16 protein-coding genes are annotated in these 19,332 nt (G+C 71.7%); 9 read left to right on the forward strand and 7 right to left on the reverse strand.

Going from position 1 to position 19,332, the window contains the following annotated elements; all coding sequences use genetic code 11:
• Window positions 1–109: 109 nt before the first annotated feature.
• Window positions 110–757 (reverse strand): TetR family transcriptional regulator, encoded by a 648-nt coding sequence (locus ACFYQ5_RS18655; RefSeq protein WP_389198668.1) that lies wholly within the window; start codon window positions 755–757, stop codon window positions 110–112.
• Between the two features lie 415 nt (window positions 758–1,172).
• On the opposite strand from ACFYQ5_RS18655, the gene ACFYQ5_RS18660 reads away from it, so the two are divergent.
• Window positions 1,173–1,967 carry a VOC family protein gene (locus tag ACFYQ5_RS18660; protein ID WP_389198670.1) on the forward strand — a complete coding sequence of 265 codons (795 nt, stop codon included), beginning with the start codon at window positions 1,173–1,175 and terminating at the stop codon, window positions 1,965–1,967.
• Between the two features lie 192 nt (window positions 1,968–2,159).
• Window positions 2,160–4,538 carry a PQQ-binding-like beta-propeller repeat protein gene (locus ACFYQ5_RS18665; RefSeq protein WP_389198672.1) on the forward strand — a complete coding sequence of 793 codons (2,379 nt, stop codon included), beginning with the start codon at window positions 2,160–2,162 and terminating at the stop codon, window positions 4,536–4,538.
• Between the two features lie 3 nt (window positions 4,539–4,541).
• On the opposite strand, the gene ACFYQ5_RS18670 is transcribed toward ACFYQ5_RS18665, so the two are convergent.
• Window positions 4,542–5,219, reverse strand: a complete 678-nt coding sequence (locus ACFYQ5_RS18670) for a hypothetical protein (RefSeq protein WP_389198674.1) — start codon at window positions 5,217–5,219, stop codon at window positions 4,542–4,544.
• A 214-nt stretch (window positions 5,220–5,433) separates the two neighbouring features.
• On the opposite strand from ACFYQ5_RS18670, the gene ACFYQ5_RS18675 reads away from it, so the two are divergent.
• Window positions 5,434–5,964: a hypothetical protein gene (locus tag ACFYQ5_RS18675; protein WP_389198676.1), complete on the forward strand. Its 531-nt coding sequence runs from the start codon at window positions 5,434–5,436 to the stop codon at window positions 5,962–5,964.
• A 239-nt stretch (window positions 5,965–6,203) separates the two neighbouring features.
• Here ACFYQ5_RS18675 and ACFYQ5_RS18680 read toward each other — a convergent pair whose 3' ends face one another.
• The 3 genes from ACFYQ5_RS18680 to ACFYQ5_RS18690 form a co-directional block, all read right to left on the reverse strand.
• A complete protein-coding gene (locus ACFYQ5_RS18680; RefSeq protein WP_389198678.1) occupies window positions 6,204–6,368 on the reverse strand; it encodes a hypothetical protein in 165 nt (54 codons plus the stop codon).
• 205 nt (window positions 6,369–6,573) lie between these two features.
• Complete coding sequence (locus tag ACFYQ5_RS18685) at window positions 6,574–9,531, reverse strand: BTAD domain-containing putative transcriptional regulator (protein WP_389198680.1); 2,958 nt, start codon at window positions 9,529–9,531, stop codon at window positions 6,574–6,576.
• Window positions 9,532–9,985: 454 nt separating this feature from the next.
• On the reverse strand, window positions 9,986–10,189 hold the full coding sequence (locus ACFYQ5_RS18690; RefSeq protein ID WP_003967102.1) for a cold-shock protein: 204 nt from the start codon (window positions 10,187–10,189) through the stop codon (window positions 9,986–9,988).
• A gap of 284 nt (window positions 10,190–10,473) precedes the next feature.
• Here ACFYQ5_RS18690 and ACFYQ5_RS18695 point away from each other — a divergent pair, with 284 nt between their 5' ends.
• From ACFYQ5_RS18695 to ACFYQ5_RS18710, 4 genes are all read left to right on the forward strand, one after another.
• A complete protein-coding gene (locus ACFYQ5_RS18695) occupies window positions 10,474–11,352 on the forward strand; it encodes a menaquinone biosynthetic enzyme MqnA/MqnD family protein (RefSeq protein WP_389198681.1) in 879 nt (292 codons plus the stop codon).
• Window positions 11,353–11,771: 419 nt separating this feature from the next.
• Window positions 11,772–13,436: a serine/threonine-protein kinase gene (locus ACFYQ5_RS18700; protein WP_389198683.1), complete on the forward strand. Its 1,665-nt coding sequence runs from the start codon at window positions 11,772–11,774 to the stop codon at window positions 13,434–13,436.
• A 72-nt stretch (window positions 13,437–13,508) separates the two neighbouring features.
• Window positions 13,509–14,708 carry a cyclic dehypoxanthinyl futalosine synthase gene (gene mqnC / locus ACFYQ5_RS18705; protein WP_389198685.1) on the forward strand — a complete coding sequence of 400 codons (1,200 nt, stop codon included), beginning with the start codon at window positions 13,509–13,511 and terminating at the stop codon, window positions 14,706–14,708.
• 7 nt (window positions 14,709–14,715) lie between these two features.
• On the forward strand, window positions 14,716–15,360 hold the full coding sequence (locus ACFYQ5_RS18710) for a hypothetical protein (protein ID WP_389198687.1): 645 nt from the start codon (window positions 14,716–14,718) through the stop codon (window positions 15,358–15,360).
• 41 nt (window positions 15,361–15,401) lie between these two features.
• Here ACFYQ5_RS18710 and ACFYQ5_RS18715 read toward each other — a convergent pair whose 3' ends face one another.
• Entirely contained in the window at window positions 15,402–16,340 is a 939-nt protein-coding gene (locus ACFYQ5_RS18715; RefSeq protein WP_389198689.1) for a DUF3152 domain-containing protein, read from the reverse strand.
• A gap of 383 nt (window positions 16,341–16,723) precedes the next feature.
• Here ACFYQ5_RS18715 and ACFYQ5_RS18720 point away from each other — a divergent pair, with 383 nt between their 5' ends.
• Window positions 16,724–17,416 (forward strand): demethylmenaquinone methyltransferase, encoded by a 693-nt coding sequence (locus ACFYQ5_RS18720; RefSeq protein WP_389198690.1) that lies wholly within the window; start codon window positions 16,724–16,726, stop codon window positions 17,414–17,416.
• A 15-nt stretch (window positions 17,417–17,431) separates the two neighbouring features.
• Here ACFYQ5_RS18720 and ACFYQ5_RS18725 read toward each other — a convergent pair whose 3' ends face one another.
• Complete coding sequence (locus ACFYQ5_RS18725; protein WP_389198691.1) at window positions 17,432–17,950, reverse strand: GNAT family N-acetyltransferase; 519 nt, start codon at window positions 17,948–17,950, stop codon at window positions 17,432–17,434.
• Between the two features lie 96 nt (window positions 17,951–18,046).
• Between ACFYQ5_RS18725 and ACFYQ5_RS18730 the strand changes: the two genes are divergently transcribed.
• Window positions 18,047–19,330 (forward strand): geranylgeranyl reductase family protein, encoded by a 1,284-nt coding sequence (locus ACFYQ5_RS18730; RefSeq protein WP_389198692.1) that lies wholly within the window; start codon window positions 18,047–18,049, stop codon window positions 19,328–19,330.
• Window positions 19,331–19,332 lie beyond the last annotated feature (2 nt).

Consider the following 19,332-nt stretch of genomic DNA (forward strand, 5'->3'; position numbering starts at 1 on the left):
GAAACGCCGACGGCGGACCACCGGGGGTGGTCCGCCGTCGGTGAGACAGGACATGGGGCGCCGTGGAAGGGCGCGGCGCCCGGCGCGGTGCGGGAGTCCTGGCCGCCGCCTACCTGGCCGGCTTCTTGCCGGTGATGCCCAGATGGACCAACAGGGCGAGGGTCGGCCGGAGTTCGGCCTGTTTCACGCCCCAGGTGGTGAAGCCCTTCTGGTGGGAGGCGGCACCCGACAGCATGACCACCAGGGATCCCGCCACCGCGGCGGGGCTGACGTCCTTGTCCACCTTGCCCTTGGACTGGAGCTCCTTGACCGCGTCCGTCAGGGAGTTGGTGACCGAGTTCAGGACCTTCATGCGGATCTTGTAGAACCGCTTGTCGCCCTCGGCCGCGCCGAGGTCGACGACGCGGAGGGTCGCGTCGTGGCGTCGCCAGAAGTCGAGGAATCCCTCGACGAGTTCTTCGGAGGCCTGCCAGCCGGCCTTGCCGACCCAGGAACGGCCGCCGACCAGTTCGGTCAGTCCGGCACCTTCCTTGGCCATTTCCTCGGCGAGTTCGAGAACGGCGCCCTCGACGTCGGGGAAATACTGGTAGAAAGTCGCGGGTGAAGTCCCCGCCTTCCGAGCCACGTCGATGACTTTGACGTCCCGGTACGGCGAGGAGCTGAGCATCTCGCTGAGGCAGTCGAGCAGCTTCTGCCGCGTCGCCTGACCTCGCCGACCAGCCACGCGGCCGTCGACGGTGCGCACTTGTCCTGTCATGCCGTCAGCTTACCGAGGGGTGATCCGAGCGCGATCTGACCGACTGCAAATGGGGAACGCCCCAGTGTGGGCGGCGTGAACGGCGCAATTCCCGGCGGCGTGTGCGCGCATTTCCGCGCGGCGTGAACATTTATGGAATTGCGCTTCTGTCCGTGCTGGGTGCGCTCCGGAGTGATGTTGTTATCAACAGCCTGTGGATAACTTCGGTGGACAACCCTTGTCCACGGGAACCGTGAAACCTTCACGATTCGGGCAAAGGTTCCATTCGGCCCCTCGGGGCGCGCCGGGAGGTCCTCGACGTTACGTTGAGTGTGACGGGCGTCACGGCTGCCCCGGTGCTGTGGTCCACAGCACCACCGCCGCGGTGCCGTTCGAGACGCCCTCGCGATCTCGCAGCGACGGAAGGACCCGGGCCATGGCCGTATTCGCGCAGTCCGCGCCGTGCTGGGTCGATGTGCGGCTCTCCGATCTGGAGGCCGGCAAGCGCTTCTACGGAGGGCTCTTCGGCTGGACCTTCCACGCGGGTGACGGCATGCCCTTCGCCGACGCGTACAGCGACGGCGCACTCGTCGCCGCGCTGGCCGCGAAGCAGGACGGCCGTATGCCCACGACCTGGGGCGTCTACTTCGCCACCGACGACATCCGTGCCTCCGTCGCCCTGGTCCGCAAGGCCGGCGGTCAGGTGATCACCGATCCCGTGCGGGCCGGCGGGGCAGGGGTCCTCGCCCAGGCGGCCGACCCCGGCGGCGCGGTCTTCGGCCTCTGGCAGGCGGGGGAGCGCGCGGGTTTCGAGAAGCAGAACGCGCCGGGCTCCTTCTGCTGGACCGAGGTCTACACCCGGCAGCCGGAGCGCGTGGACGCCTTCTACGAAGAGGTCTTCGGCTTCCAGGGGAGGGACATCGGGCTGCCGGGCGGTGACGGGACCGCCGAGACGTTCCGGACCTGGTCCCCCGCCGGCACCGAACCGGGCGAGGACACCGCGGTCGGCGGGCGCGCGGTCCTCACGGACGCGTTCCCGGCGATGCTGCCCAGCTACTTCCTCAACTACTTCGCCGTAGCGGACTGCGACCGCACCGCCGAGACCGCCGCACGCCTCGGTGGACGGATCACGGCCCGCCCCCTGGACATCCCGTACGGGCGGATGGCGGTCCTCCAGGACGACCAGGGTGCGGCTTTCGCCGTGCTCCAGCCGGCCGAGCCACTGTCGTAGCCGTCCCGTGGTGTCCTGAAAGGGATGGAGTGACACACAACACCCTGATCCGCCCCCGGGTTCGCAACCGGGGCCCCGGACAGGAAGAATCAAGGTGCGCACCGCCAAGTGGTGCCCAGTGGTGAGACGCTGCACAGGGCGGGATTTCGCGGGCTTCTGTTCCTGAGGTCCGTACGGGGAGGTGGCAGGCAAGTGGAGCAGCTGACGCAGCATGACCCGAGGCGGATCGGACCGTTCGAGGTGCTGGGACGGCTCGGGGCCGGCGGCATGGGGCTGGTCTATCTGGCGAGGTCGGCATCGGGCCGGCGGGTGGCGATCAAGACGGTCCGTACGGAACTGGCCGAGGACCAGCTGTTCCGGGTCCGGTTCACGCGTGAGGTGGAGGCCGCCCGCGCGGTCAGCGGTTTCTACACCGCCGCCGTGGTCGACGCCGACCCGAGGGCGGCCGTTCCCTGGCTGGCCACCGCCTACGTGCCCGCCCCCTCGCTCGAGGAGATAGTGAGTGAGTGCGGGCCGATGCCGACGCAGGCCGTGCGCTGGCTGGCCGCAGGGATCGCCGAGGCCCTGCAGTCGATCCACGGGGCCGGTCTCGTCCACCGTGACATGAAGCCGTCCAACGTCCTCGTGGTCGAGGACGGGCCGCGGGTGATCGACTTCGGTATCGCGTCAGGCGTGTCCAACACCCGGCTGACCATGACGAACGTGGCGGTGGGCACGCCCGCGTACATGTCTCCGGAGCAGGCCCGCGACTCGCGCAGCGTCACCGGCGCCAGCGATGTGTTCTCGCTCGGCTCGACCCTCGTCTTCGCGGCGACCGGCCACGCGCCCTTCCACGGGGCGAATCCGGTCGAGACGGTGTTCATGCTGCTGCGGGAGGGCCCCGACACGGAGGGGCTGCCCGACGATCTGCGGCCGCTCATCGAGTCCTGCATGCAGATGGACCCGACCCGGCGGCCCAGCCCGGCGGATCTCCAGTCCCAGCTGGCCCCGCACCTGTTCGCCTCCGGCGGTGACGACAGCGGCACGGCGTCGGCCTGGCTGCCGACCGTGGCGACCGCGATGATCGAGCAGCGCCGCGGCGGTGGCCGTGCCGTCGCCGTCGCGCCCGCACCCGTGGTCGTACCGCCGCCCCCGCGGCAGCCCCCGCCCGGGGCCGACCGGGACGGGGCCTGGCGCGGCGGCGATCTGCGGACCGCGCCGGTCCCCGCGGCGCCGGTGTCGGCGCCCGCCCCCGACGGCGGCCCCGTGCGGCTGCCCGGCGCCCAGGTGCCGATCGGGCCCGGGCCGCGCCCCGTGGACGTACGAGGTCCCGCCGCGGCGCACGCCAACCCGGCGACCGGCTGGGTGCGCGCCCCCGGCGGACAGACCTCGGCCGTGCCGACGGCTCCGATGCCCGCCCGCGCACCGGCCACGGACGCGGCGCCCGCCGCGCCGGACCGCTGGCGGCCGTGGCGGTTCCGCATGTCGAACGACGTGTGGGGCACGCCCGTCGTGGTGGGCGATCTGCTGTACGTGACGTCCTTCGAGGTCCACGCCCTGGACGTGGGCAACGGCCGCCGCCAGTTCAAGACCCGCGACGTGGCCTGGTCGATGGCCGTCGACGGAGGCCGGATCCACGCCTCGGACGGCCCGTCCCTGTACGCGCTGGACGCGACGACCGGAGCCGAGCGGTGGCGGCTCCAGACCGACGCCTGGGTGTACTCCCTCAAGGCCGACCGGGGCACCGTCCTGACCGGGACGCGAGGCGGCGGCGTACAGGCGTGGGAGGCGTCCGGCGGCGAGAAGCTGTGGGAGGCCGGCGGGGTCCAGACGGACTTCGAGACGCCGGAGGCCGGCCCCGTCATCCACGACGGCACGGTGTACCTGTGGCAGGACGCCAGGCTGCGGGCCGTCGACGCGCGGACCGGCGTGGAGCGCTGGTCGTACCCCATCGGCGACGCCGCCTCCTGCGGCGGGGTGCCGGTCCGGGTGACCCCCGCGTCCGACGGCTCCGTGTACGTCGCGGCGGGGACCCGGGTGCTGGCCGTGGACGCGGTCTCGGGCCGCGTGCGCTGGCACTTCGAGGCACCGGCCGTCTTCCTCTCCCCGCCCGCCTTCGCGCCGGGACACGCGGTCACGGGCGGCGGGGTGTACCTGGCGGACTACCTGGGCACGGTGTACGCCCTGGACGCCTCGACGGGCAAGGACCGCTGGCGGATCGCGACGGAGGCCCGGCAGTCCATCGAGCCGGTGCTGGTGACGGCGGGGAACGTGCACGTCGGCAGCGGCAGCGCGCTGTACACCCTGGACGCGGTGACCGGCACCCCGAAGTGGCGTTTCGCGGCGGGTGGCGAGGTGGTCGGCGCACCGGTGGTCGCGGACGGCCGGGTCCACTTCGGGTCGGCGGACCACGTGCTGTACACCCTGGACGCGGCGGGTGGCCAGCTCCGCTGGAAGCTGGCCACGGGCGGCGAGATCACGGGTTCCCCGGTGGCGCAGGCGGGCGTCGTGTACGCGTGCAGCAAGGACCGCTGTGTGTACGCCCTGGACGCGCTGAAGGGCACGGGCACGGGGAACAGGGCCCGGGCCTGACCCTCAGGGGTGGGGAGGGTGGTACCGGTCCCGGTCCTGCTGCTCACCCTGCGGGGGAGCGTCCTGGTCCTGGACCGGGTACTGGGCGGTGTCCGCCTCGTCGGAGGGGGACGCCCGGTGCCGGCCGGGCCCCGTGTACGGGTCCGCCTCGGGCTCCGGTCCGGGGGAGGTCTGCGCGGCAGGCCCCGGCTCCCGCGTCGGCGGCCAGATGTCCGGACGGTCGTCCGGTGGCACGGGATACGGCTCGGCCGTACGCCGCGCCCGTGCGTGCCGCCGCCCCGACATCAGCAGCGCGCCCAGCAGGAGGAGGAGCCCGCCCGCCAGCGCCTGCGCGACGCCCCACCGGAGCCCGTCGCCGTCACCGTCCACCGTGAGGCTCCCGGCGTCCTGCCCCTGCCGGACCATCCACAGCACGGTGAAGCCGAGCACGATCAGACCGGCGAGGGCCACCAACCAGCGCGAGCGGAACACGATGCCCACGAGGGTCACCAGTGCGGCGAACAGGAACGGCAGCAGGATCGACCCCAGTACGGACGACGACGCGGCGCTGATGCCGTCGAACAGGTCCTGGATGCGGTAGTCCCGCCCGAGACGGTTGTCGAACCAGTTGTGGAAGGGGCTCTGCACGGCCGCCGCCGCTCCTGCGAGCGCGACGACGGAGCCGAGGACATTGCGGATCATCGACAGCCTCCCGGACCATGGCGCACGGCTGTGCGCACCGCTCCCCGCGCTCGACGCTACGCCCGGCCGATCTTCCCTGCCATCCGGAGACCATGCCAGACCGTGACAGGGGCATGGCGGGACCATGGGTGAGCACCCGGAATGCCGTGCGTTACGGTGTCGGGCGGCCGTGCGGCGGCCGAGAAGTCGACTACGACCAAGGGGGGCTGCATCGATGGTGCGGCGACAGATGAAATTCGCGGCGGTACTGATCGTGGTGGTGCTCGCGCTCACCGGATTCTCGATGTCGAGCCACGGCGGGAAGAGCGGGAAGAGCCGCAGCAGCGGCGGTTCGAGCGGCGGAGGATGCTCCAACTCCAAGAAGAGCAACGGCGGTTACCGCGACTACGACGACGATGACTACGACAGCTCGTCGAGTTCGTCCGGCGGTTCCACGTACTCCACGCCGACGCCCACCGCCTCGGACGCCCCCGACATCCGCGTCATCCGGTGCGCCCAGCCGAGGAAGGGCAAGCGCAAGGCGGTGACGTCCTCGACGATCGAGATCACCTCGACGGCGTCCCTCGCGCACACCTACGAGGTGGACGTGACGTTCGTGGACGCCAAGGGCCTGACCGTCGACACGGGCGAGGCCACGGTCGACCTCGAACACGGTGAGACCAGGACCCTGGCCGTGCGGATGGACAGCCCGCGCTCGGTCTCGCGCGTGAAGCGCTGCCTGGTGACGGCGGAAACGCGCTACTGACGCCGCTCGGCAGGTTGCCTGGTGGGGCAACCAGGAAGTACCCGTCACCCCGGACGAGGACCGCCTGCGGAAGCCGTGACCGGCCGCAGGCGCCGGTCCGGGCATGGTGACCGGGACACACGCGGCAGGGCCCGAGCCGAACGGCTCGGGCCCTGCCGCGTACACGCAGACGTGCAGCGGCCGCGACGGCTCCCCCTCCGCGCCGCCGCGGCCGCTCCCCCGTCCCCGCAGAGTGAGGTCTACTTGGCCGGCTTGAGCGGCTCGGACGTGGCGTGCTGGTCGAGAGCCGTGATCTCTTCGCCCGTCGCGTGCTGGTCCTGCGTCGTGATCGGCGTCGCCGGCTCACCGGTGGCGTGCTGGTCGGCCGGCTTGAAGATCGGGTCCTGCTTGCTGGCGTCGGCCACGATGGTCAACTCCCTCTTTCCGCGTCGCTGCGTGATGGTTCTGCGAGGCCCGTCCGGCTGTTCCCCCGTGGACTGCCGGACGGGCCTCTCGGGGCCGTTCACCCTAGTGGTACGGCCGCTGTCGCCCCCGTCTGCCCCCCGACGCGACGGATCGACAGGCATGAGCATGCAGGGGGGCGATAAACGAACGATGAACGCCCCGTTTTCAGGCGGCTGCCGCTGGTGACAGCAGGGACCGGACCTCTTCCGCCTCCGGGGACGCGAGTTCCTCGTAGATCGCGAGGGCCTCCGCCCAGCAGACCTGGGCGCGGCCCGTCTGCCCTATGCCGGACAGGGCCCGGCCCAGGACGGTCAGCACGTTTCCCCGGCGCCACTCCCCACCGATGCCGCGGAGGACCGTGAGGGCCAGCTCGGCGAACTGGGCGGCCTGGGCGGGACGGCCCGAGGCGAGGTCGACCTCGGCGAGCCGGCACAGCGCCATGCCCTCCCACAGCCGCTGCCGGCTGTCGCGGAAGATCGCGAGGGCCTCGTTCAACTGCTCCGCTGCCGCTGCCGGCTTACCGCTCTGGGTGAGCGCCATGCCCAGGGCGTAGCGGCCGTTGGCGCCGCGCAGCGCGTGACCGAGGGAGTCGTAGATCTCTATACCCGCCGTCGCCAGGGTGATGGCGCTGTTCGTCCGCCCCGTCGCGAGGTGGATGCGCGACAGGTTGCACAGGGCGCTGGCTTCGCCGGGGCGGTTCTCGTCGCTCCGGAACGCCTCGATCGCCTGGTTCAGGAACGTCTCACCGTCCGCGTGACGGTTCTGGTACAGCGCGATGATGCCCCGGGCGTTGGACGCCCAGCAGGCGGGGAGCCGGTCGTCGACGGTGCCGGCGAGCCGCAGGGCTTCCTGAGCCTCGCGATCCGCGTGGTCGAACCGTCCGGCCAACTGGTGCACGTTGGCCAGCGACATGACGGCACGCCCCTCCGCCCGTGGGTCACCGCAGGCCCGGGAGGCTTCCCTGACGGTCACCGCCACCGCCTCGTACTGCTTCGAGTTGGCGCCCGACTCGCCCAGGTCGAGAGCGGCGTAGAGAAGGTCGACGGCGCGGGCCAGGGTGGCGGGGCGCACCGACTGGCGTACGCACGCCAGCAGGTTGGTCGCCTCGGAGTACAGCCAGTCCAGGGCGGAGTGCCGGTTCTCGAACAACAGGCCCGGGTGCTCCGTCGGTTCGAGGTGGTCCACCAGCCGGTCGCCCGGCCGCTCCAGCGCGTACACCCCCGCCGCCGTGGCCAGGTAGAAGTCCAGCAGCCGTGACAGCGCCCTCTCCCTCTCCACCGGCGGCTGCTCGTCGCGTTCGGCGCATGCACGCGCGTAGAGCCGCACCAGGTCGTGGTAGCGGTAGCGGCCCGGGGCCGCGGACTCCACGAGGCTGGTGTCGACCAGGGCCTCCAGGAGGTCCTCCGCCGTGTGCTGGTCCAGGTTCAGCAGGGCGGCCGCCGCGGCGAGGGAGATGTCCGGGCCGTCCGCCAGGCCCAGGAGGCGGAAGGCGCGGGCCTGGGCCGGTTCCAGCTGCCCGTAGCCGAGCTCGAAGGTGGCCTTCACGGCGAGGTCGCCGGCCTGGAGCTCGTCGAGGCGGCGGCGTTCGTCGGCGAGCTTCGCGGCCAGTACCGACACCGTCCAGGTGCGGCGGGCGGCCAGCCGGGAGGCGGCGATGCGGATGGCCAGCGGCAGGAAGCCGCACGCGGCCACCACGTCCAGGGCCGCCTCGCGCTCCGCGCGGACGCGCTCGTCGCCGACGATACGGGTGAAGAGCTGCAGGGCCTCCTCGGGAGACATCACATCCAGGTCCACGAGGTGCGCCCCGGCCAGGTCGACCATGCGTACGCGGCTGGTGACCAGCGCCGCACAGCCCGTCGTGCCGGGGAGAAGGGGCCGGATCTGGGCCGCGTCATGGGCGTTGTCGAGCAGGATCAGGACGCGGCGGCCGTCGAGGGTGGAACGGTAGAGCGCGGCCCGCTCGTCCAGGGAGTCGGGGATCGCGGAGTCGGCGGTGCCCAGCGCCCGCAGGAACGCGCCGAGGACGGTCTCGGGTTCGGCGGCCCTGGCGCCCGCGCCCTGGAGGTCGACGTACAGCTGGCCGTCCGGGAAGTGCGGGCGTGCCTGGTGGGCGACGTGCACGGCGAGGGTCGTCTTGCCGACACCGCCGATGCCGGCCAGGGCGGAGACCGCCATGACGGAACCCTCGGCGGACACGAGCCGGTCGCTGAGCTCACGTACGAACGCGGCGCGGCCCGTGAAGTCGGGGACGGTGGCCGGGAGCTGGGCCGGGCGGACCGAGGCGGAGGCAGGGGCCGGCTCGTCGGTCGGGCAGGCCAGCTCCTCGTCGGCCCGGAGGATCCGCTGCTGGAGCTGGGCGAGTTCGGGGCACGGGTCGACGCCCAGTTCCTCCGCGAGCAGGCGCCGGGTGTCGGCGTACACCGCGAGGGCCTCGGCCTGCCGGCCGCTGCGGTACAGGGCGACCATCAGCAGCTCGCGCAGCCGCTCGCGCAGGGGGTGTGCCGCGGTGAGGGCGGTGAGTTCGGAGACCGCCTCCGCGTGGCAGCCGAGCTCCAGGTCCAGGTCCAGGCGGGTCTCGATGAGCTGGAGGTGCCATTCCTCCAGACTCGTGCGCTGGTTCTCGGCGTACGGGCCGGGGAGGGAGGCGAGCGCCTCGCCGTCCCAGAGGCCGAGCAGTTTGTTGATCAGGGTGCGGGCCTGGTGGCGGTCCCCGCTCCCACGGGCCTTGTCCGCCTCGGCGGCCAGGTCCTGGGCGAGCGTCAGGTCCAGGGTCTCGCGCGGAACCCGGACGGCGTAGCCTCCGGCCTCGCTGACCAGCGTGTCCTGACCGAGGGTCTTGCGGAGCCGGGACGCGTACGTCCGTACCGTGGCCAGTGCCTGGGACGGGGGGTCCTCGCCCCAGAGGGCGTCGATGAGTTCGGCGGCGGTGGCCGTGCGGCCGTCGCGCAGGAGCAGCGCGGCCAGCAGGGCGCGTTGCTGCGGGGAACCCGACGGCAGGGCTTCGCTGCCGCGCCAGGCGCGTACGGGGCCGAGCACGGTGAAGCGCAGTTCGGTGCCGGCCGCCCGTTCCCGTGGAGCGCGTTGCTCCGGAACGCGCACACCGGGTCCGTTGTCGCGGTCCATGATGCCCCCTGTCCTGCTCGCCCCGCCGGTGCTGCTGATCCCGCTCTGCGACGTGCCGTTGGTATCGCGGTCAACAGTCTGCCTTGTTATGGGCGGGCTCGTCAGCATCGGGTGAGGCTCTGCACAGGCCCTCGACACGATTCCGGGGCGAGGGCCCGTGCGGAGGGCGCCGTCAGGTCACCCGTCGAGGGGCAACCGGAGTTCCGTGACCCAGTTCTCGCGGTCCTCCGGGCACTCCGGGGTGACCTCGCGGGCGTAACCGGAGGGACGTCGCCCGCCGTCGTCGAGCCGGCGGGGTCGGTGCGGCCCGGGCCGCCGCCGGCCTCCGGGAATCGCCTCGGGTTCTTCGCATTCCTGGGGACGGAAAAGGCAGGAGCCCCGTTCCTCCGCCGAAGCGGGGGAGCGGGGCTCCTTGGGTACTGCTCACTCGGCCGCGATCGGCCGACCCGGGCAACTAGGCCGGGGTGACGTTCTCAGCCTGCGGACCCTTGGGTCCCTGAGTGACGTCGAAGTTCACGACCTGGTTCTCCTCGAGGGAGCGGAACCCGGACGCGTTGATCGCGGAGTAGTGGACGAAGACATCCGGGCCGCCGCCGTCCTGGGCGATGAAGCCGAAGCCCTTTTCAGCGTTGAACCACTTGACGGTTCCGGTAGCCATAAGCCCTCCTTGGGCCAAAGGGTTGCCCTGCTCCAGAACCTGCAAACAAGTCTGAAAACTACAAAAGCCTGCGGGTTACATGCTCCGCAGGCTCTGTACTGCAAGGGAAACCAAACTGCAACTTGCGGCGAGCCTAGCACGCAGTCTGCGGGGAGCGGTAGAGGGAAAGATCACTTCACCCGGATGTTTGATTGGGGCCGCCGGAGAGCTGACGGACAAGGCCCGCGGAACTGTCCGGACGCCCCGCTGATGCAGGCCGGCAGGGACGGGTCTAGCCTCGCGATGTGGACAATTCAACCGTCTCTCCCGTAGAAGGCGACGACCGTCGCAGCAGGCCGCGCGTCGGCCACATCCAGTTCCTGAACTGCCTCCCCCTCTACTGGGGTCTGGCACGGACCGGGACCCTGCTCGACCTGGAGCTCTCGAAGGACACCCCGGAAAGACTCAGTGAGCAGCTCGTCAGGGGGGACCTGGACATCGGTCCCGTGACCCTGGTCGAGTTCCTGCGCAACGCCGGTGAACTGGTCGCCCTCCCCGACATCGCCGTCGGCTGCGACGGCCCCGTCATGTCGTGCGTGATCGTGTCCCAGCTTCCGCTGGAGCAGCTGGACGGGGCCCGGGTGGCCCTCGGCTCGACCTCGCGCACCTCCGTACGGCTGGCCCAGCTGCTGCTCTCCGAGCGGTACGGCGTCGAGCCCGACTACTACACCTGCCCGCCGGACCTCGGCCTGATGATGCAGGAGGCCGACGCGGCCGTGCTCATCGGTGACGCGGCGCTGCGCGCGAACCTGCACGACGCCCCCAGGCTCGGACTGCAGGTCCACGACCTGGGCGCGATGTGGAAGGAGTGGACGGGGCTGCCGTTCGTCTTCGCGGTCTGGGCGGTACGCAAGGACTACCTGGCCTCGCATCCCGACTACGTGGAGAAGGTGCACGAGGCGTTCCTGGCCTCCCGGGACCTCTCGCTGGAGGAGGTCACCAAGGTCGCCGAGCAGGCGGCGCGCTGGGAGTCCTTCGACGCCGAGGTGCTGGAGCGCTACTTCACCACCCTGGACTTCCGCTTCGGCCCGGACCAGCTCGCGGGCGTGCGCGAGTTCGCCCGGCGGACCGGTCCGACGACCGGCTTCCCCGCGGACGTGAACGTCGAACTGCTCGGCGGCTGACGCCTCCGGCACACGGGAATGGTGCGGGAAAGAAGGTGAATCCCGTACCATTCCCGGGCCCTCCCGAGGCCTTCCCGCCCAGGCCCGTCCTTTACCCCTGACGCATGACTCCGGCATTCCGTTCCCATGAATGGGGGTGAATGTCCGGAGTTCCGTCGCGGGTCTCTCCCGTTCCCTCTCCCGCTCTCTCTCCCGCGTCGACGCGTGGGCGAATAGCGGATGTCTCCCGGAACACCTTCCGGTTTCCCTCCGGTGATGCCCGATCGGCGTGGACGGACGACGTATTCACGCCTTTCCGTGTGGCGAAAACCCTGCTTCGTGCCCATAGGGGCGAAATCGACGGAAGGGGTCTTCGTGACCGTGCGACCCGGGCGCCCTAGGCTGCCGTGCGAGTCCCGGGGACCACAGGGGGAGACCGTATGCAGCCGCTGGAAGCCGGCGAACCGCACACCATCGGCGCCTACCGGCTGCTCGGCAGGCTCGGTGCCGGCGGGATGGGCCGGGTCTATCTCGGCCGCAGCGTCGGCGGACGGACCGTCGCGGTCAAGGTCGTGCACCCCCACTTCGCGCTCGACGAGCAGTTCCGCGCGCGATTCCGGCGTGAGGTGGACGCCGCGCGGCGCCTCGGCGCGCAGTGGACGGCCCCGGTCCTGGACGCCGACCCTGACGCGGCCGTGCCCTGGGTGGCGACCGGCTACGTGGCCGGGCCGCCGCTCTCCGACGCGGTCACCCGTCACGGCCCCCTGCCCGAGTACGCGGTACGGACCCTGGGGGCCGGACTCGGCGAGGCGCTCGACGCCGTACACGCGCACGGCCTCATCCACCGGGACGTGAAGCCGTCCAACGTCCTGCTCGCCCTCGACGGCCCCCGGCTGATCGACTTCGGTATCGCCCGGGCCCTCGGTGCCACCGTCTCCCTCACCTCCACCGGCGTCTCCGTGGGCTCGCCCGGCTACATGGCGCCGGAACAGATCCGAGGCCAGGACATCTCCGGCGCGGCCGACGTCTTCTCGCTCGGCGCCGTCCTCGCCTACGCGGCGACCGGCACCGCGCCCTTCCTCGGTGACTCCTCCGCCGTACTCCTCTACAAGGTGGTGCACGAGGAACCCGAACTCGGCGACCTGGAGGGCGAACTGCGGGAGCTGGTGGCCGGGTGTCTCGCCAAGGACCCCGCCGACCGGCCCGCCCCCGCCGCGCTCGCCCGCCGGCTCGCGCCCGGCGGGGCCGCGGCGCTGGTGGCGCCGGGCTGGCTGCCGGGCCCGCTGGAGCGCGAGGTCAGCAGGTCGGCGGTGGCCCTGCTGGACCTGGAGCCGCAGGACGAGCCCGTGCGGTCCGGGCCCGTCCCGTTCAGCAACGCCTCCCTGGGGAGCGCGGCGCTCGGCACCTTCGGCCCGCCCCTGCCGCCCCGGCCGGCCGAGCCCCCGGCCACCGTGGGCACCTCGCGGGAGCGGGGCCCCGAGGCCGGTGTCGCCGTCACCCTGGACACCGGCCCGCAGACCGGTACGAGCCGGGGGCGGCGGGTCAGCTGCACCGTCGCGCTCGCCCTCGCCGGCGCCCTCGCCGCGGTGACCGTCGGCGCCGCGACGCTGGGGGACCTGTTCACCGGCGGCGACAGCGACCAGGGCAACGACGCCGCACGGCCCCCGGCGGCCGGCCGGTCGGAGACCCCCTCGGGCTCCGGACAGCCGTCCCCGTCGGGATCCGCACAGGTGAGCGCGCTGCCGAAGACGTTCACCGGCACCTGGAAGGGCCCCGCGACCGAACGCAGCGGCGCACCGCACGGCACGGTCACCGCCGTCTTCGTCGAGGGGAAGAAGGGCGAGGAGGTGGTCCGGTTGTCGTACCGGTTCGACGCGCTCGGAACGACCGTCGTCTGCAAGGGCATCGGCACCCTCGTCTCCGGCACGGCCACCGAGCTGAAGATCCGGGAGCGCGCCGACCCGGACGCCCGCACCGGCGAGCTGTGCACCGGCGGCGAGGCCGACCTGGTCTTCACCCTCGGCTCCGACGGCACCCTGCGCTACGAGTCCCACGAGGAGGCCGCGGGCACCCCGAAGGGCACGCTCACCCGGTCCGGCGGCTGAGCCCCGCAGTGGCTGGCGTACGCTGAATCGGTCCGTAGATCCGTTGAAAAACCGCCGAAAGGTGACAGCCCGGTGACCGAGAAGGCCGACCTCCAGCCCATCCTCGACCGCGCCGCCGAAGGCGGGCGGATCACTCCTGAGGAGGCGCTCGACCTGTACAGGTCGGCTCCGCTGCACGCGCTGGGGGCCGCGGCCGACGCTGTGCGCCGCCGCCGCTACGCCGGTACGGAGCACATCGCGACGTACATCATCGAGCGCAACATCAACTACACCAACGTCTGCGTCACGGCCTGCAAGTTCTGCGCCTTCTACGCGCCTCCCAAGGACACCGCCAAGGGCTGGTCCCGCGACCTCGACGACATCCTGCGCCGCTGCGCGGAGACCGTCGAGCTGGGCGGCACCCAGATCATGTTCCAGGGCGGCCACCACCCGGACTACGGCGTCGAGTACTACGAGGAGCACTTCTCCGCGATCAAGAAGGCGTTCCCGCAGCTGGTCATCCACTCCCTCGGCGCCTCCGAGATCGAGCACATGGCCCGCATCTCGGGTGTCTCCGCCACGGAGGCCATCGAGCGGATCCACGCCGCCGGCCTGGACTCCTTCGCCGGTGCCGGTGCCGAACTGCTGCCCGCCAGGCCGCGTACGGCGATCGCCCCGCTCAAGGAGTCCGGCGAGCGCTGGCTGGAGATCATGGAGATCGCGCACGGCCTCGGTGTCGAGTCCACCTCCACCATGCTGATGGGCACCGGCGAGACCAACGCCGAGCGCATCGAGCACCTGCGGATGATCCGCGACGTACAGGACCGGACGGGCGGCTTCCGCGCCTTCATCCCGTACACCTACCAGCCGGAGAACAACAAGCTGAAGGGGCAGACGCAGGCCACGCTCTTCGAGTACCTGCGGATGATCGCCATCGCCCGGCTCTTCCTCGACAACGTCGCCCACATCCAGGGCTCCTGGCTGACCACCGGCAAGGAGGTCGGCCAGCTGTCCCTCCACTACGGAGCGGACGACCTCGGCTCGATCATGCTGGAGGAGAACGTCGTCTCCTCGGCCGGTGCCAGGCACCGCTCGAACCGGCTCGAGATCATCGACCTGATCCGCAAGGCGGGCCGTGTCCCCGCCCAGCGCGCCACGACCTACGAGCACCTGGTCGTCCACGACGACCCGGCGAACGACCCGGTCGACGACCGCGTCGTCTCGCACATCTCCTCCACAGCGATCGCCGGCGGCACGGCGCACCCGGAGCTCAAGCTCCTCGACGCCAACTGAGCCACCGATGCTGACCGTTCACGCCGCGCCGCTGGTCCTCCCGGTCGGCGCGGCAGGCGTCGTCGGGGGAGCGGTCGCGGTGGACGGCGACCGGATCGTGGCCCTCGGGCCCTACGACGCGGTGACGGCCGCGCACCCGACGGCCCGGGTCCGGCAGTGGCCGGGCGTCCTCACCCCCGGCCTGCGCCAGTGGGACGGCGTCCCCCTGCTGACCCGCCTCTACCACCCCGACCCGCGCGAGGCGGACGAGCTCGGCGAACAGCCGCTGACCGGGGCCGACTTCGAGCGGCTGGCCGGACGGATGGACGAGCCCCGCCGGGCCGGCAGCGTACGCCGCGGGCTGCAGCGCATGCTGCGCCACGGCACCACCCATGTCGCGGGCGGGTTCGCGGAGCCCGCCGTGCGCACCGCCGTGGGCCGCGCCGGCCTGACCGTGGTCCCGCCGGCCGGGACCGGGGCCTTCGAACCGAGCCTGGACCCCTTCGCCAGGGGGCGCGACCTGGCGGGATCCGCGCACGGCCCGCTGGCCGTCGGCGGCCGCGCCGACCTCGCCGTCTTCGACGTACCGGACGAGGCGACGCTGGTCGAGGCGGGCGCCGGGACCTGCGTCGCCACGGTGCTCGGCGGGCGGCTGGTCCACCGGCGGCGATGAGGCGGCGGCGGTACGGACGCCCGCACCGGGGCCGATGCGGGTCACGGGACCGAGGGCCCGCTCAGATAGCGGCCGTTGCCGTCGTACGGCCAGGCGTTGGACGTGCAGCCCTTCAGTCCCTTGATCTGCTGCATCATGGCGGGCGCCGGCTTCCCGGGGCCGGGGCAGGTCTCGTGGCCGTGCCCGAGCCAGTGGCCCACCTCGTGATTGATGATCAGGGCCCGGTACTCGGTCGCCGGACCGTCGAAGGTCGGTGAACCGAGCTGCCACCGGGCCAGATTGACCATGACGTTCTCCCCGCCGCGGCAGTTCACCTCGCCTCGGGTGTTCAGGCCGTACTGCCCGCAGAGCCGGTCGGTGGTCTTCGGCGTCCCTATCCGGATCACCAGTCCCGCCGAACTGTCGTCGACCTGCCGGAACGTATGGGTCCCGCCCTTGCTCCAGCCCCGGGGGTCGGTGAGTATCCCCGCGATGTCCTCGGCGGCCCTGTCCGGGTCCACGCCGATACCGTCCTCCACCTCGACGCGGTAGCGGCTGCCCCCGCCCTCGGACGAGACGCCCTCGCGGGCCACGGTGAAGGTGCCGGGGCCGGACTCCGGGACGGACTCCGGGTCGACGGGCTCCTCGGCGCTCGGTGAGCCGACGGGGGACTTCGACGGCTCGGGCCTCGCCGACGCCTTCGGTAAGGCCGATTCCTTCGGTGAGGCAGCGGCCTTCGGTGAGGCCGGGGCCGTCTCCTGGCCGGCCACCGTGGCGCCGTCGTCCTGCCACGGCGGGTCGAGGTGGAGGAACGCCGCGACGGCCGCCAGCGCGATCACCGCACCGGTGAACCCGGCGCGCCGGCGCCGCATCCGTCTTCGGCGGGCCACGGAGCGTTTCCGGGACTGCGCGCGTGAGGACCGCTCCCCCGGAGCGGGCTTCCCGGCCGTCCGGCGGGTGCCGCCGGCGTTCCGTATTCGATGTACGTCGTCACTGTGCATGCTCTCGTGATCATCCGTGGTCTCGGTGTGGTCGCGCGGAGGGATGACTCATCCGCCCCGCACGCTGATCTGCTTCTTGAGCACCGGGTGCTCGTCCGCGTACCGCACGACGTCCAGGAGTCGCTGGGCGGTCACCGGTGCGGAAACCCCTTTCCCTCGTCGGGTGAGACGTCGATCAGGACGGTGCTGTTCCCGAAACCGTCCTCGAAGCCGCTCGGACCGGTGGGGTCCCGGCCGCGCGGGACGGACACCCCGCTCCCCCTCCTCCGGTCCGGTGCGTCACACGGTGGACCACACCCCTGTATGAGTGCTGTCGGCGCCGAAAGGCCGAAGCGGTCCACGCCGCCGCGAGCGACCGGGCGCCGGGCTGCTTGAATGGGAGGGTGACCCGAGCATCCCTGGACAAGCAGCCGCACGAAGTCGCCTCGATGTTCGACGACGTGGCGGCGAACTACGACCTCACCAACGACGTGCTGTCGCTCGGACAGGCGCGGCTCTGGCGCAAGGAGGTCGCCCGGGCCGTCGACGCCCGCCCGGCGCAGAAGATCCTCGACCTGGCGGCCGGGACGGCCACCTCCTCGCAGCCGTTCGCCCGGGCCGGCGCCTATGTGGTGCCCTGCGACTTCTCGATCGGGATGCTCCGGGTCGGCAAGGAGCGCCACCCGTGGATGCCGTTCACCGCGGGCGACGGCACGAAACTGCCCTTCAAGGACGAGACCTTCGACGCGGTCACGATCTCCTTCGGGCTGCGCAACATCCAGGACACCGGCGCCGCGCTGAGCGAGCTGTACCGGGTCACCAGGCGCGGCGGACGCGTGGTCATCTGCGAGTTCTCCCAGCCGACGTGGACGCCCTTCCGGACCGTCTACACCGAGTACCTGATGCGCGCGCTGCCCCCGGTGGCCCGGGCGGTGTCGTCCAACCCGGACGCCTACGTCTACCTCGCCGAGTCGATCCGCGCCTGGCCCGACCAGGCCGGCCTCGCGACGCTGCTGCAGAAGGCCGGCTGGTCGAACGTGGCCTGGCGCAATCTCACCGGCGGCGTGGTGGCGCTGCACCGGGGCGTGCGCGACTGAGCCCTTTCCGCGGGCTCAGAGCTCCAGCCGGAAGCAGTACGCCTCCTGCTGCGACACCGGGCTCGTGTACGTCTCGGCCTGCCGCATGCCGAGACGTCCGGCCACCGCGAGCGAGCGCTCGTTGCGCGTGTTGATCATCGCCACGACCTCGCGCGTCCCGAGCGCCCGTATCCGTTCCAGCGTGGTGCGCGCCGCGGCGGTCGCGTAACCGTGCCCCCAGGCGGCCCGGCCCAGCCGCCAGCCGATCTCGACCTCGCCCACCGGGCCGAAGGACTCGTGCGGCCACGGCTGGGCGCCCGTGAAGCCGAGCACCTCACCGGCGTCGTCCAGCACCGTCCAGAGGCAGTGGCCGAGTTCCGCGTCGTGCCGGCGCTGGCGGGCGGTCAACTCCTCGTACACGGAGTACTCCGCCGAGCGGCCGCCGTGGAACTCCATGACCTCCGGATCGTCGAACACCCGATACCAGGCCAGGGCGTCCTCGTCGGTGGGGACACGCAGATGTACGGACGGATTCGAGTCAGGCACATGCGGCATCGGGGAGCCCTTCGGAAGGTGATCAGCAGGCACCCATAGACTGCACGCGACATGTGCCGCGCGGCACGCGAATTCGAGTCTTCGGGAGATCCGACCGTGACCGAGCCCCTCTCCGAGCACAGCGCGGACGTGATCGTCGTCGGAGCGGGCCCAGCCGGCTCCACGACCGCGTACCACCTCGCCAAGTCCGGACTCGACGTCCTCCTGCTGGAGAAGACGGCCTTCCCACGGGAGAAGGTCTGTGGTGACGGACTCACCCCGCGAGCCACCAAGCAGCTCGTCTCCATGGGCATCGACATCTCCGAAGAGGCCGGCTGGCTGCGCAACAAGGGCCTGCGCATCATCGGCGGCGGCGTCCGCCTCCAACTGGACTGGCCGGACCTCGCGTCGTACCCGGACTACGGTCTGGTCCGCAAGCGCGACGACTTCGACGAGCAGCTCGCCCGCCAGGCCCAGAAGGCGGGCGCCCGGCTGTACGAGCGCTGCAACGTCGGCGAACCGGTCAAGGACGAGCGCACCGGCCGCATCACCGGCGTCCACGCCAAGCTCGGCGAGGAGAAGACCCCGGTCACCTTCCACGCCCCGCTCGTCGTCGCCGCCGACGGCAACTCCACCCGGCTCTCCCTCCACATGGGCCTGCACCGCCGCGAGGACCGCCCGATGGGCGTCGCGGTCCGTACGTACTTCACCTCGCCCCGCCACGACGACGACTACCTGGAGTCCTGGCTGGAGCTGTGGGACCGCCGCGGCGCCGAGGACCGTCTGCTGCCCGGCTACGGCTGGATCTTCGGCATGGGCGACGGCACGTCCAACGTCGGCCTCGGCATCCTCAACTCCTCGTCCGCCTTCAAGGAGCTGGACTGGCGTGAGGTGCTCAAGGCCTGGTGCGCCTCCATGCCGGAGGACTGGGGCTACACCCCCGAGAACATGACGACGCCGATCCGCGGCGCGGCGCTCCCGATGGCCTTCAACCGCCAGCCGCACTACACCAAGGGCCTGCTGCTCGTCGGCGACGCGGGCGGACTCGTCAACCCGTTCAACGGCGAAGGCATCGCGTACGCCATGGAGTCGGGTCAGATCGCCGCGGACGTCATCGTCCAGGCGCACGCCCGCGCGACCCCGGCACAGCGGGAGCTGGCGCTGCACAACTATCCGAAGATCCTCAAGGACACCTACGGCGGTTACTACACGCTGGGCCGCGCCTTCGTGAAGATGATCGGGAACCCGAAGGTCATGAAGATCGCGACGCAGCGCGGTCTGACCCACCCCGTCCTGATGAAGTTCACGCTGAAGATGCTCGCGAACCTCACCGACCCGACGGGCGGCGACGCCATGGACCGCATCATCAACGGCCTTTCGAAGGTCGCCCCGAAGGCCTGACG

Origin of the sequence: Streptomyces sp. NPDC005794, from assembly GCF_042871445.1 — a bacterium.
In the GTDB taxonomy this organism is placed as follows: Bacteria; Actinomycetota; Actinomycetes; order Streptomycetales; family Streptomycetaceae; genus Streptomyces.

What these genes read in the sequence shown, in the direction of transcription:
- ACFYQ5_RS18685 (WP_389198680.1), bottom strand. Translation starts at nt 9,531, where the DNA reads ATGGACCGCGACAACGGACCCGGTGTGCGCGTTCCGGAGCAACGCGCT.
- ACFYQ5_RS18700 (WP_389198683.1), top strand. Translation starts at nt 11,772, where the DNA reads ATGCAGCCGCTGGAAGCCGGCGAACCGCACACCATCGGCGCCTACCGG.
- ACFYQ5_RS18660 (WP_389198670.1), top strand. Translation starts at nt 1,173, where the DNA reads ATGGCCGTATTCGCGCAGTCCGCGCCGTGCTGGGTCGATGTGCGGCTC.
- ACFYQ5_RS18670 (WP_389198674.1), bottom strand. Translation starts at nt 5,219, where the DNA reads ATGATCCGCAATGTCCTCGGCTCCGTCGTCGCGCTCGCAGGAGCGGCG.
- ACFYQ5_RS18655 (WP_389198668.1), bottom strand. Translation starts at nt 757, where the DNA reads ATGACAGGACAAGTGCGCACCGTCGACGGCCGCGTGGCTGGTCGGCGA.
- ACFYQ5_RS18675 (WP_389198676.1), top strand. Translation starts at nt 5,434, where the DNA reads ATGGTGCGGCGACAGATGAAATTCGCGGCGGTACTGATCGTGGTGGTG.
- ACFYQ5_RS18715 (WP_389198689.1), bottom strand. Translation starts at nt 16,340, where the DNA reads ATGCACAGTGACGACGTACATCGAATACGGAACGCCGGCGGCACCCGC.
- ACFYQ5_RS18725 (WP_389198691.1), bottom strand. Translation starts at nt 17,950, where the DNA reads ATGCCGCATGTGCCTGACTCGAATCCGTCCGTACATCTGCGTGTCCCC.
- ACFYQ5_RS18710 (WP_389198687.1), top strand. Translation starts at nt 14,716, where the DNA reads ATGCTGACCGTTCACGCCGCGCCGCTGGTCCTCCCGGTCGGCGCGGCA.
- ACFYQ5_RS18690 (WP_003967102.1), bottom strand. Translation starts at nt 10,189, where the DNA reads ATGGCTACCGGAACCGTCAAGTGGTTCAACGCTGAAAAGGGCTTCGGC.